The organism is Nitrospirota bacterium (assembly GCA_016212215.1).
In the GTDB taxonomy this organism is placed as follows: Bacteria; Nitrospirota; 9FT-COMBO-42-15; order HDB-SIOI813; family HDB-SIOI813; genus JACRGV01.
The window spans coordinates 20,248-33,667 of the sequence record JACRGV010000043.1; the positions used below are offsets into that span (position 1 = coordinate 20,248).

Consider the following 13,420-nt stretch of genomic DNA (forward strand, 5'->3'; position numbering starts at 1 on the left):
AGGGAGCTATGTTGATTCCCTCCCCTTCAAGGGGAGGGGTAGGGTGGGGATGGGGTTGATTTTCGTATGAAGATATCACTTAACACATTTCCGATAAGCGGAAAGACGGCCATAACACTATTTCTCATCCTACTGTGGTACGGCTATCTGCTTGCAGCACTTAATACCAGACTGTCTGTTGGATTGTCTGCTGAATCAATTGCAGACCACTATTCAGACCACAGCCTTACAAAAAGCGAGACTCAGGATATAGAGCAAAAGGGATTCTCTGAGGAAGAGGTGGTTATTGATAGTAGTGAGCAGAAGCAAGAAGCAAGAAGTAAGAAGCAAGATGTAACAAATAAGAACTCCAAAGCCCCCTCACCCGGCCTATCTCCTACGAGGGGAGAAGACGCTAAGCCTCCCTCCCCCTTGACGGGGGAGGGTCAGGGTGGGGGTGAGCTACGAATATCTCTTGGTGAACACAATCATCATGCTGACCATGAGCCTGACGATAAAAAAGGAGGGAATGGAACAATCACTCCGCAACAAATAATTCAGCTAGGCCACATCCATCTACTTGGTTTCTCCCTCTTGTTCGTAAGCCTCGGGATTATATTATCCTTAACCGGTATCAGAGAATTATTTAAGGTAGTAATACTGTTTATCCTATTCTTATCATTTGGCTTAGACATAGGAGGTCTGCTTCTTGTAAGATTCGTATCACCCGGCCTCGCCATTATCACAGTCATAAGCGGAATCGGTACAGGGATTTGCATGGCAGTTATAAGTTTAGCGGCTATGTATGATATGTGGGTCAGGCGAAGTACTGTAATGGATAGAAGTTAAAGGTAGAATTTTTCGACCACAAATTGGAGGTGTCATGGATTCTATTGTTACTATAGAGATGATTGAGAAAAAGATTTTTCTGGTTCGAAGCAAAAAGGTAATGTTGGATAGTGATCTTGCAGAACTTTATGAAGTGGAGACGAGAACGCTTGTGCAGGCAGTCAAACGAAACATCGGACGATTTCCACCAGATTTCATGTTTCAATTGAATAATCAAGAGGATACAAGTTTGAGATCACAATTTGTGATCTCAAAGTATGGAAAAGGAGGCAGGAGATATACACCGTATGTTTTTACTGAACAAGGCGTCGCTATGCTTTCAAGCGTTCTGAATAGCGAACGTGCAGTCCATGTCAATATTGCGATTATGCGAGCATTCGTCAAACTGCTAGAGATGATCTCATCCCACAAAGACCTGTCAAAGAGGCTTTCAGAAATCTTTTTCCAATTCATGCCCGAATTCCCTCAACCAGCCTTTTGCCTTTGTGTAATTGGGTTGCTGTACTGCGATTCTGTTCCAAAATTCAGGTGTATGGTTTGACACCAAAAGATGTGTCAGTTCGTGAACAATAATGTATTCAATTACCGTCATTGGCGCCTTTATCAGCCGCCAATTCAGATGAATGTTGTCTCTGGGGGTACAGGAACCCCAACGATACTTCAGGTCAAGTATGTTTATATTGTTGAAGGTAACGCCTAATTGCCTGGCAATGGTTACTGCCTTAGGAACGATGATTTCAGTCGCTGAGTTTATATACCATTCTTTAAAAAGTTCATTGGCCTGCTTCTGATTGTCTTTGCTGATAAAGAATTTGCTGTCAAACATCACGCCTTCGATATGTTCATCAATTACAAACAGCTTATAATTCTTTCCCATGTAGAGTAATGATTCACCGGATACAAATTCTTTTGTCTGTTTGATATACGGATATTTCTGGTTATGCTCAATCTTCTTTTGAAGTAATCGTTTACGCTTCTCTATTTCTCCGGCTATCACATCTTTACTGGTATTCAATGGCGCCCGCACTATTACACTGCGGTCCCTCTCTACAATGATACTTATAGTTTTTCTTTCAGAGTATACGATTGAATAATTGATGTTCATCCCCTAATCCTCTGCATAAATGATCGCTGATGTAATCCTCTCATCTTTTGCCCACGCCAGAATTTCCTGAGCAATTATATTCCGATTCCTGAATGCAGACGGAATGGAATGACATTCTGCTGCAATGAAATTGGAAATCTCGCCCCTTAACCTCGCCACGGATGCAGGGTTATCCCAAAATCCGGTCATCGGCAGATCAACTTTCAGTAGTCCATATATCTCCTTTGTCCATACCAGCAGGTTGTTAATCTCATCATCATTCAGGTTTTCTTTTTTATCATAAATTAACGCATGCAGTTTTCGGTAAATAGGCATCTGCCGCTTTCTGTCAAGACCTCTCGTGTCCTCCTGCTGTGCTGCTTTTATCTTGTTACGCAATGCCTCCAACAAGCGGTATATCTCCTCCCAGTTTTCCCTGAAAGCGGTTAATATCCGTTGAAGCTCTTCTGCAAAGGAGGCATACAGTTCAGGGTCTTCATCCATGTTGATGTCAATGAAGTGCCGGATGGCATGTTCTACTTCTGCAGCCTTTGTCTTTTCAAGTTTCCTTGCTTTGACATGCTCAAAGAACTTGTCATCCAGGATTGAGATCGGCTCCACCTTTGTTTCAATCCCCTTTGACTTCAAAAACTCATCTGTAACCTTCCTTAATTTTTCTGAAACACCTTTCATGCTCATCTTCTGATCGCGGAAGTGCTGTTCAGCCAATGTGTTGATTTCCGAAAACCTGTTTAACTCTTTGATATAGTTCAGTGCTTCTTTGCGTGGGAATACATTATCCAGTGCCTTTGAGAACCGGTTAAACGCCTCTGTATAATTGTGCCTGATATCTTCATCATAAAACAGATTGAAGATATCATCAGGGTCTGAATATATGTCAATGCCGTTTTCTTCAAACACCTTTTTCAGTTCTTCATAGGAATTCTTTAACTCTGCCATTAAAGCTGAATGATCAAGCAGGCAGCCTGTAATTTCCTCCTGTTCCCTTTCCCAATAGGCGTCCAGCGCCTTTTTCAGATGGTTACCCATCCCCACATAATCCACCACAAAGCCGACCTTCTTATTATTGTCGTACACACGGTTCACCCTCGCAATAGCCTGCAACAGGGTATGGTTCACCATTACTTTGTCCAGATACATTACCTGCTCAATCGGCGCATCAAATCCTGTAAGCAGCATGTCCACCACAATCAAAATCCCTATATTCCCATTGGCTGTTTCTTCTTCCGAGCCATCAAGCTTTTCTTTTTTTCCAAAAGGAATTTTAAAACCAGCGATTGCCAATTTCCTTTCCTTACTGTCAGCATATTGTTTTAAGTCCGGCTGGTCGTTATGACTCACATCCGACATAACAACTGCAGTTTCCAATCTTTCCAAATCCTTAATTGTTATCTTGTAAGGATTGTTGATTTTCAATTCTTCAATCAATTCCCTGATAGCATCATCAAAAGCCAGTTTATATCGGTGAGCCGCCTCTTTGGAAACAGAAACGACTTGTGCCTTATAGCCATTAGGGAAAACATACTCTACGTAATGCCTGAGCATATCTTTGGCTTTTTCCTTTATAGTTTCCCCTGCTTCCAGATATGCCTTTTTTGTGCCGTAAGCGAGAATATCTATCTGCTCCCCTACATTGTAATCTTTGAACACATCCTGAAATTTCCTGTCCGCCCCCTGCCGGTCATCAACACCGGCTTCATGGGTCCTGCCTTCGTAAACAATCTCCAGTGTTGCCCCGTCCTTAATGGCCTGTCGCATGGTGTACTTGTCAATGTAATCGCCAAAGGTCTCCTCTGTCCTATCAATGGGCGTTCCGGTAAAGGCTATTCTGGTCGCATTGGGCAAGGCACTGTCGAGGTTTGCCCCAAGTTTTGAATATTGCGAACGGTGGGCCTCATCCGTGAGGATAAGTATTTTTTCATCTGTATTCAGTTCAGGAAATGAGGCAGCGAACTCCCTTTCCTGAAACTTGTGTATCATGGCTGATACGATCTCTGAGGTGTTGGTTTTCAATGCAGACTTCAACATAGCAATGCTATCCGGATCGTTTATTGTATATCCGACCGGCCTTGCTGTTTCCTTTATCTGGTCATCCAACTGTGTCCTGTCTGTGAGAAGCACGACTTTGTAAGATTGCAATAATGGATGCAGATACATTTCACGAATAAGGAAAACCATGGTCAACGATTTTCCAGATCCCTGAGTATGCCAGATTATGCCGCCCCGCTCATCACGGTTGTTCCCGTTAAGCAGCCGTTCTACGGTTTTCTTAACAGCCCTCAGTTGCTGGTAGCGTCCAACCACACGAATCATTTTCCCCTTGCTGTCGGCTGTCCAGATGGAAAAGGTGCGGATGATGCTCAAGAGGTTTTCAGGCTTTAACATGCCGTGAACAAGACGCTGCTGGTCATTTGGAGATGTCCGGATTTCCTGGGCTATATCTTCGTCATCTTTTCCCTCAGAATCCACAAAGTATGGCATCTGAGGTTTGCAGTATTCTGACAACTGTTCCACCGTATATGGGAACGGGTCTGTCCAGCGGTAAAAGAGCTTTTCAATGGAGGTTGTTATAGTGCCGAATTTGGCTTTGTTACGGCATGTGGCCACGATAAACTGATTGTAATAGAAGAGGGGTTTTGAACCTTCCTTTACATAATCCCTCTGTTCACAATAACGCATCAACTGGTCAATGGCCTCGGGAATGGGTTCTTTGGTCCTGGGGCTTTTACATTCAATGACTGACACAGGGATGCCGTTGAGGAAGCAGATGATGTCAGGATAGATGTGCCTGTCAGTGCCAATGATTCGTATTTTATATTGTGAAACAGCCGTAAAACTATTGTTGGCAGGATTAACAAAATCAATAAACTGAACCGGTTCATTACGCAGGCCTTCTTCGGTTTGACACTGCACTCTGGTACCATTGATCAGTAGTCCCAGTATAATCTGGTTGTTCTTATACAGGCTGTCCCCTTCGTGGGATGTTAGATCAGAAACGGCCTCAAATACCTGCTGTTCGTTCATCCATGGATTGATGCGTTTCAGTGCATCTTCCAGATCTCTCTTCATAAGCACCTGAGTAAAGTCTTCCCGCTGGGTCTCCTGCGGGGTCTGCCCGCTGCCCATTTCAAGGCGAAGCACCTTCCAGTGCAAACCGGGCATGACTTCCAGTTGTCTTAGAAAAGGCTCTTCCACATGGTTCTTTTCATCAAGCCTGATATGAGGAGGTATTTTATCTTGCGACATATTTTACTCGTTATGTACCTTCACCCTAACCCGCCCGCTCAGCAAGTCCTGCATTAAGGCGGTTTTAAGGGAGTAGAGTTTGGAAAGATGAATTGTTTGTTCTTCAATAAAATTATCTTTCTGAGCGAGTATTTCAATGATTCTGCCAAACTCCTTCGAAGTGCTGGGGAACGCAATTTTTATTTCATCAAATGTGTTTTTTGTGATTGTATCAAAAACGCTTTCTGATTTAGCAACACCACCTTTGCTAAATATCTGCTTCAAACCGTAATACAAAAAATCATTTGAGATTTCCTTCTCATTCTTTGACACTAAACCGTAACATGATTGATTGAATGCCATTTCCTTCGATAGCTGAGAAATGACACCTACTGTTCCTCTCGCAGATATGATTATAGAATTTTTCGGCAGCAATCTGGTTGCACTATTTTCTAAGCCTTTATTTGTAATGTGCTTTAAGGTAAAACTGACATAGCGTTTCCCATTGTTGAAGTCATCAACTGAAAGCCAAGGGATTATCCCACTCTCCCAGAACTCTTTAACTGATGTAGCTGGTGTTCCTCCATTGATGATAAACATTAAATCAGAGGCTTTTTTTACCTCCCACTCCTCCGGCACTTCAACGCCATTCTTCACAACAAACTTATGCGTGGCCTTACTGCGGATGTTGCCGTTGGTGTCTATGCCGCGGGTAAGGAGGTCTTGCATGAGGCCGATTTTGATGCTTTGGTATTTGGCAATGAGGGTCTCGGTTTGGGCTATGGCTTCATCGGATATGCCGATTATTTCGCCAATTTTGTCAGCCTCCTTTTTTTCGGGATGCTTTAAAGTTATTTTTCTGAGTTCTCCCTGAGTAAGTTTTGAACGAGTTCCTCCGGCTATGAAAAACAGAATGTTTCTATGCTCTAACGAATAGAAAATGAAACCCTGACTAAACTCTTTTTTTGCTTTAAGGACATGAGCATGATTATTTACCCAACATTTTCCCTTTACTCGGTATGCTATTGGTTTTGTAGCGAACTGCTCAAAGTTTCCGCCATCTTCGGCAATTAAAATTAAATCATCATCGAAAACGTAGTTAGAAATAAAGCCCTGAACCCCATTTGCACCATAATATGGATACTCGCCTTGAATTTCAAATCGTTGATCAGAATTGAGTGGAACTCTTAGGTTGTCTAAGATTTCGCAACACTGCTCTATTGTATAGTCATCTATGAAACCAATCATTTCAAATAATCCAACTCTTTCAAAAATACATTCAGCTTATCCAACGAGCCTTGCCGCTGGGCCTCCAATTGCTGTGACGGCACGGCATATTTGTCCCACAGCTTTTCTATCCCTGCAATCAGTCTTCGCTTTTCGGCATTAAGGTATTTCATCAGTTCCTGCTGGACAAGGCTGTTGTGCTTTTGCAGGATCAGGGTCTTGCACTCTTCCGAAGTAATTACGCCGCCGATACTTTTCAGGAAGTCATCCAGCCCGGTCATGCGTTCTTTTATTTTGTTGTTATCTTCATTAATACTTTTAACTGTTTTCCTGTAAGCGGCTGTCAGCTTCTTATCAACAGGCTCTCCTTCCGCCTCTATCTTTACCAAACGATTGTAATTATGCATCAGCAGACTGTTCATCTCCGCCTTCTCATCCTCCACGCCATACATCTTGTACTCAATCTTCTTTTCCATATCAGCCTGCTTTTCCTTCAATCTTGCCTTGCCTTCTTTAATTTCTGACTCTATATCCCTGATGTTTTTCAATGTTTCTTTAATCGCCGCCACGTCCTGCCCTGCCCCTTCCTGTTCGCTTAATGATTTTACCTGGGCATTAAGGTAGTCTTTTATCATCCTGGCGGTTGTTTCCTCGCCTTCCTCAGCCTCGTATTCCACCGCCTCAATGGCTTCCTGCAAGGCTGCTTCTTTTTCGTTTATCAATTTTTCGGTTTGCTGTATTGACTGCTGTTCTGCCTTAAAATAGGTTTCAATAAAATACTCCTTTGGAATCAGTGAAGGAGTCCAGCCTATGGTGGCAATGGTTTTCAGGTCGTATTTGATATTACTCCACCAGTTCACAAACGCACCTGACACCTGAAATTCATCCAGTACGTTTTTGGGTATCAACGCATCTTTCAGAGATGTGATCAGGTGATGCCTAACTTCCGGCATTTTCCCGCCGCCAAGTGAGAGATACTCAATCATACTTTCACGTCCCTTGTTATTTTCAAATTCCTTCTTCTCTTTAGCTTTGGGAATCGGGGCAAGTTTTGCAAAATCATCTTTTGCAGTACTCCACCATCTATCAAGGGTTTGCCTCATCTCATTAATTGTGCTTTGCACATTTTCATTGGCTTCCACGGTTTCTTTAATGTCATATTTTGCTGTCAGTTCATCCATAAACAACTGGTAGTTTTCACTGTGCTTTTTGAAAATAATATTAGAAGTAAAATTAAATTTATCAAACTGTTTTTGCTGGCTTTGAATTTCAATAGCAGGAATCCCCCCTGTCAAATGGGCCTTTACATCTTCAGGCTCAGGTTCAGGGGTATTGTCCACATACCTGCGTATATTCAGGTTATAGTCATGGCTTTCAATGGCAGCTTTGTCCACCAGCCTACTGTATTTCTCAATCTCCAGTTTATGGGTAAATACAAAATCTATTTTCTCTATATCCTCAGGCCTCAGGAAGTTCTGTACTTTGCCTTCGCCGTACTCCACATCTGCATTGATGAAAAATATCCTGTCCCTGAGTTTTTCGTCTTTGTTCTTATTGATGACAAGGATGCAGGCCGGTATGCCTGTGCCGTAAAATAAGGCGGGAGGCAGGCTGATGATGGCCTCTATCAGATTGGCATCCACCAGACCTTTCCTTATCATTTTTTCAGCACCTCCTCTGAAAAGCACGCCGTGCGGCATAACAGTAGCCATGCGGCCTTTGGCTTTCAGGCTGGCTACCATGTGCTGAACAAACATCAGGTCAGCCTTCTTCCCTGTTTCAGGAGTAAAGCCATAAGCAAAGCGGTTCTGAAACTTCAAATTAGCCCTGGAGTAATTCTGGCTGAAGGGAGGATTGGCGATCACCATATCAAACTTCTTCCATATCCCTCCATCCAGTATTTTAGGATCTTCAAGCGTGTCGCCATCTTCGATGTTTGCAGAAGAAATATTGTGAAGGATCATGTTCATGCGGCAGATGATCCATGTGGTTGGGTTACTCTCCTGGCCGTAGAGCATCAGGTTTCTTGGATTCTGTCCATGCTCCTCAACATATTGCAGGCTTTGAATGAGCATACCGCCTGAACCGACAGTAGGGTCATATATCTCCATCCCTTCCTGCGGCTTCAGCAGCGTCACCAGTAAACGAACAACCTGTGCCGGGGTATAGAATTCCCCGCCTTTCTTCCCTGCAGTGTCGGCAAAGTATTTAATCAGGTATTCGTAAGCAGCACCCATCAGGTCGGGAAATTCAAAATTTTCATTTATCAACGGAGGCAGTTTACTGTTGAAGTGATTGATCAGGTCAATCCATCGCTGGTCTGGGATGGATGACTTCCCTTTCTTGATATTGAAATCAATCCCTTTCAGTACGTTGCTCAGAATATCGGCATTGGCGTCTTCAACCGCATGAAGGGCCTTGTTTAATTCCGTTCCTACGTTGGTTTTTACATCCCTAAGCGGTGGATGGTATTTTCCTTCTTCATCCGTCCATGCATCGTTCCATCTGGCGCGTGGGGGAACAAAAAAATGGGTGTAAGGTTTGAAGCTCATGGGATCATTTATAAGCTCCAATAATTGTTCAGGCGCAAGGAGCCTGAATCTCTCCTTTACCTGCTCCGTAGCTACCTCAAATTCATCCGACAGCCTCTTCAGAAAAAGGATGCCGAATATAAACTCCTTAAACTCCGAGGCATCCATCTTGCCGCGAAGAATATCGCATCCTTTTAAAAGGAAGTCTTCGAGCTGGGAAAGGGTTATCTTATTTCTGTTCATTATAGAGAAAGTGCTTTACGTAATACAGTGTCACCGGTGCGCAGCGTATTATTAAATACACCAAGTATGGCAATAATATAAGATACAGTCCATCAATAAAGGTGTACTACGAATTATTTTTTTAGGATACAGTAACAGGAGGCGATTATGCTGTCAACAGTAGTTTAAGTAATGAAAAAAAATTTGAACAGGCGCTTCACCTCTATAATGTGGCGGTGCATGACTAATAGATTCCCTTATGGAGTGTTGTATCAAGTCAGAGAAGACATTATCCTTGTTGCAGCTATAATGCACTTAAAACGTGATCCAAAATCCTGGCAGGAACGAATAAAGAAAACCCTCAGTTAACAAATAAAAGTTGACCATTACCCGGAGTTAGACATAAAATCCTGTTGAATATAACAAATTTAATGGAACCTTTATGAAAGCTATATGTACAGAATTACCGGATCAGCTATATCAGGAGGTAAGAATCCTTGTTGAAAAAGGCTGGTTTCGAAATGAAGATGACATTATTTTAGAAGCCCTGAGACGTTTTCTGGATACCCATAAGGTTGAACTAATGGAAAAGTTTATTCAGGAAGACGTTGAATGGGGACTGCATGGCGAAGACTGACTATAAGACAGTTGTTATTTGTGACACAGGCCCAATAATTTTTATTATGCCGGTTATTTGGGTATCAGCGGCCAAAATAGCGGGAATAATATAATGATTGTTATGAATAAAAGTAGTGTCAACGGTAAGCCGACTTTTAAAAAGTCTCTGAAACGATAACCTCCCGGCCCTATAATCATCAGGTTAACCGGGTGTCCAAGGGGTGTCATAAAGGCCATTGATGTTGCTAAAGCTACGCCCATGACCATAGACCGTGGATTTGCACCAATGTTCCGGGCTGCCTGAATAGCAATAGGGGCCATGATGGCGGCCACAGCAGCACCATTCATGGCTTGGGTTAACAATACAGTAAGCCAGAACAACCCCACCAGCAGAGCAAGCGGTCCGGCCGGTCCGGCTATTTGAATTAACCATTCTGCAAGTAATGATGCAGCACCGGTCTTAGTGATTGCAATGCCCATCGGCAGCATCCCGGCAACCAGGAATATGGTTTTCCATTCAACAGATTGGTAGGCATGGTCCATCGTCAAAACGCCGAGAAGCACCATTGCCAGCGCCCCTCCCAGCATTGCCTCACCAACGATTGTCGGCTGGAGTGCCGCCACCAGCAAAACTATGCACATTATGATTAATGCCAACCGGCCTTTGCCGGGTACTAATTTTACTTTTTCTTTACCATTCGCCAGTAATATGATATCCGGTTCAGTGTGTAGTATCCGCAAACGCTCGCGCGGCCCTTGCATGAGAAGTGCATCCCCGAACTGAAGAGGCAGGTCGGTCAGGCTGGTCCTGATTCTTTGTCCGCCGCGCCAGACCGCCAGCACAGTCATACCGTACTTATCTCGAAAGTGTGCCTGACGCAATGTTTGGCCGATTAGCACGGAACGCGGCGCCAGTACTGCTTCAGTTATTACAATAGCCGGTGATTCCAGGTCCTGTTCGCTCCAATTGAGGGGAGGAAGAATCTCAAAGTAGGGTTCCATATCGAGTTGTTCTAAATCCTCTACCTTACCGGTAAAAAGTATGATATCACCTTGCTGCAGGATATAATCCGGGGTTGGCGCAAGGGTTATAAAATCGTTGCGATTAATCGCTACTGCAGTAAAATTGTACCGTTCCCTGAATGCACTCTGTGCCAGCGTTTTGCCGTTCATCACTGATCCAAGCGGTATGCGAATCCTGAATAAACGTTCACCGAGACGATAAATATCAATCAGGTCACCCTCAGTCCGGCGGGTGGACTCCATATAATGAGCAGGCGTCTGCGCCGGCAACATTCGTCGTCCGACAAATACCATATAAATTACACCAATAATGACAACAGGCAGGCCAATGGGAGCGAAGTCTAACAGGCCATAACCGGCTAACCCATGATCACGAAGCAGACTGCTGACAACAATGTTGGTAGTGGTGAGAAGAGTGGCCATGCCCCCAAGAATAGTAGCGAAGGCCAGCGGCATCAAGGTACGCGCAGGTTTAACTCCAGCCTTGTGTCCCGCCTCCGAAACTACCGGTAGTAGTACCGATGTTGCAGCAATGTTGTTCATAAAAAGGGAAAGGAAGGCACCAGCCGACATAACTATAAGCACTAACCATCTCTCACGGGTACCGGCAATTTTTGCCAGTAGATTGCCGACCTGTTCAGTTACACCGGTGCGCCGTAGCCCGTCTGTCAAGATAAATATGGCCAGTATAGTAATTACCGCCGAACGGCTAAACCCGGAGAATGCTTCATGGGGCGTCAGAATACCGGTCAAGCCGAGGGTGACTACAGTCAACAGGGCAATGAGGTCGGGCCGCATACGGTCGCTCAGAAACAAGCCAATGTCTGCAATCAGGATTATGAAAATAAGTAGCAGTTGGATATTCATTTGATAGGAATATTGATTGGAATTTATGTTTCTGGGTTCATTATGGCAAAAGGAGAGTTTTTCTGTCAATAAGAATTTATGTCCTGTTAGAAAACCCCGCCCATCGGGATTCTTGTCCCGCATACACAAGGGAAAAATGTCTTACCGAAGAATTGCTGTCAAGAAATGATTTCGATTTTAATTTCACAGGGGTTATATTATAATTCGGGATGGAGTTGCATAGAAAATAGTATAATCACGGAAGTGTATCTCTACTGAAGAAATTATGAAAGTCCTTGTAATCAATTGCGGAAGTTCCACGTTAAAATTTGAGTTATTCGATCTCACTGATGATAGCCTATTAGCAGGTGAAGAAGCCCGGCTTGCTCATGGCATTATAAGCAGGATAGGAGGCCGGTCTGATCTTTCATTTACAGGGAAAGAAGGTGAGAAGTATAAGCAAGACTGCAAGGTAAATGACCATGGTGAGGGGATACGCCTCGTCTTTAACCGGCTTGAGTCTGCAATTATTCCCGGTATGAAAGGTTTAAATGCAGTTGGACACAGGATAGTTCATGGAGGTTCCATGTTCCATCAGCCTGTGATTATTGATGAGCACGTTATATCTGTTATTGATGAGATCAGCCGCCTTGCGCCGCTCCACAACAGACCTTCACTTACAGCTATTAATGCAGCAAGAAACATCCTTGGTGTTGATATGCCGATGGTCGCAGTATTTGACACGGCATTTCATCATAACATTCCTGATGCAGCTTCAGGATATGCAATCCCTCATGAACTTGCAGAACACCACAATATACGGCGTTACGGTTTCCATGGGATAGCACACAGGGATATGGCTGAACAGTATTCAACAATAATATCAAAACCGTTAGCACAGCTCCGTTTGATAACTATTCAGCTCGGCAACGGATGTTCTGCTGCGGCTGTTAAAGGCGGTATATCAATAGATACTTCAATGGGATTTACCCCGCTTGAGGGGCTTGTAATGGGGACACGTTCAGGGGATATTGACCCTTCTATTGTCAGGTTTCTTTCTGAACATGAGAATGTGGATGTTGCAACAGTAGATGAATGGCTGAATACTAAGTCAGGATTGTTTGGAGTTTCCGGCATATCAGGGGACATGAGAGAACTCCTCACAGCAGAGAAGGAAGGGAACAAGAGGGCCTCGCTTGCAATAGACATGTTCTGCTACCGCGTGAAAAAGTACATAGGTGCATATCTTTCTGTGCTGAACGGTGCTGATGCAATTATCTTCGGCGGCGGAATCGGTGAGAATTCCCCTGAGGTAAGGGAGCGTATATGTTCAGGGATGGATAAGCTCGGTATTATTCTTGATAAAAATCTTAATAATCTTACAGTCGGGAGTAATGGGTGTGGACGCATAAGTGCCGGTGACTCCAACATAGATGTATATGTTATTCCTGTGGATGAGGCAAGGTTAATTGCACGTGATACGATACGATGTTTGTTATGAAATTCCGGGGACACCACACTTAGGGTCTGTCATAAAATAACCTATACATTTAGGCATCTCATCTTCCGGCCATCTTTGTGTGCTCCTCAATCGCAACCCCTCAGCGTAGATTCAACTACCCCTTCGGGTTTGCTCAATCGGTCGCACTCAAACCGTAAGCGGTTAATTAACCCCACCCTCAGAGCTGCATGCTGAGGATGGAGTTGCGGTCAACGTATTGAGGTAATAATGCCTTGTAGTCTGATTCAGTCTCAGCCAATGGCAGGCGTTCAAACATGTACCTGAGATAACGGT

9 protein-coding genes are annotated in these 13,420 nt (G+C 43.8%); 4 read left to right on the plus strand and 5 right to left on the minus strand.

What is annotated here, in order from left to right; all coding sequences use genetic code 11:
* Positions 1 to 66 precede the first annotated feature (66 nt).
* Together HZA08_04030 and HZA08_04035 are read left to right on the plus strand one after the other, a co-directional pair.
* Positions 67 to 828 (plus strand): hypothetical protein, encoded by a 762-nt coding sequence (locus tag HZA08_04030; protein MBI5192599.1) that lies wholly within the window; start codon positions 67 to 69, stop codon positions 826 to 828.
* A gap of 34 nt (positions 829 to 862) precedes the next feature.
* A complete protein-coding gene (locus HZA08_04035; protein ID MBI5192600.1) occupies positions 863 to 1,369 on the plus strand; it encodes an ORF6N domain-containing protein in 507 nt (168 codons plus the stop codon).
* Here the strand turns inward: HZA08_04035 and HZA08_04040 are convergent.
* From HZA08_04040 to HZA08_04055, 4 genes are read right to left on the minus strand one after another with little or no spacing between them, the layout of a single operon-like run.
* Complete coding sequence (locus tag HZA08_04040) at positions 1,259 to 1,933, minus strand: M48 family metallopeptidase (protein MBI5192601.1); 675 nt, start codon at positions 1,931 to 1,933, stop codon at positions 1,259 to 1,261. The genes HZA08_04035 and HZA08_04040 overlap by 111 nt on opposite strands.
* A 3-nt stretch (positions 1,934 to 1,936) precedes the next feature.
* Positions 1,937 to 5,179, minus strand: a complete 3,243-nt coding sequence (locus HZA08_04045) for a type I restriction endonuclease subunit R (GenBank protein MBI5192602.1) — start codon at positions 5,177 to 5,179, stop codon at positions 1,937 to 1,939.
* A gap of 3 nt (positions 5,180 to 5,182) precedes the next feature.
* The gene (locus HZA08_04050) at positions 5,183 to 6,406 is read right to left on the minus strand and encodes a restriction endonuclease subunit S (protein MBI5192603.1); all 1,224 of its coding nucleotides are present in this window, start codon (positions 6,404 to 6,406) and stop codon (positions 5,183 to 5,185) included.
* Positions 6,403 to 9,159 (minus strand): type I restriction-modification system subunit M, encoded by a 2,757-nt coding sequence (locus HZA08_04055; protein MBI5192604.1) that lies wholly within the window; start codon positions 9,157 to 9,159, stop codon positions 6,403 to 6,405. Before HZA08_04055 ends, HZA08_04050 begins: the two co-directional genes overlap by 4 nt.
* Before the next feature lie 421 nt (positions 9,160 to 9,580).
* Between HZA08_04055 and HZA08_04060 the strand changes: the two genes are divergently transcribed.
* A complete protein-coding gene (locus HZA08_04060) occupies positions 9,581 to 9,775 on the plus strand; it encodes a CopG family transcriptional regulator (protein ID MBI5192605.1) in 195 nt (64 codons plus the stop codon).
* A 53-nt stretch (positions 9,776 to 9,828) separates the two neighbouring features.
* On the opposite strand, the gene HZA08_04065 is transcribed toward HZA08_04060, so the two are convergent.
* Positions 9,829 to 11,715, minus strand: coding sequence for an SLC13 family permease (locus tag HZA08_04065; protein ID MBI5192606.1), 1,887 nt, complete (start codon positions 11,713 to 11,715; stop codon positions 9,829 to 9,831).
* 196 nt (positions 11,716 to 11,911) lie between these two features.
* On the opposite strand from HZA08_04065, the gene HZA08_04070 reads away from it, so the two are divergent.
* The gene (locus tag HZA08_04070; protein ID MBI5192607.1) at positions 11,912 to 13,126 is read left to right on the plus strand and encodes an acetate kinase; all 1,215 of its coding nucleotides are present in this window, start codon (positions 11,912 to 11,914) and stop codon (positions 13,124 to 13,126) included.
* The last annotated feature ends 294 nt before the right edge of the window (positions 13,127 to 13,420 follow it).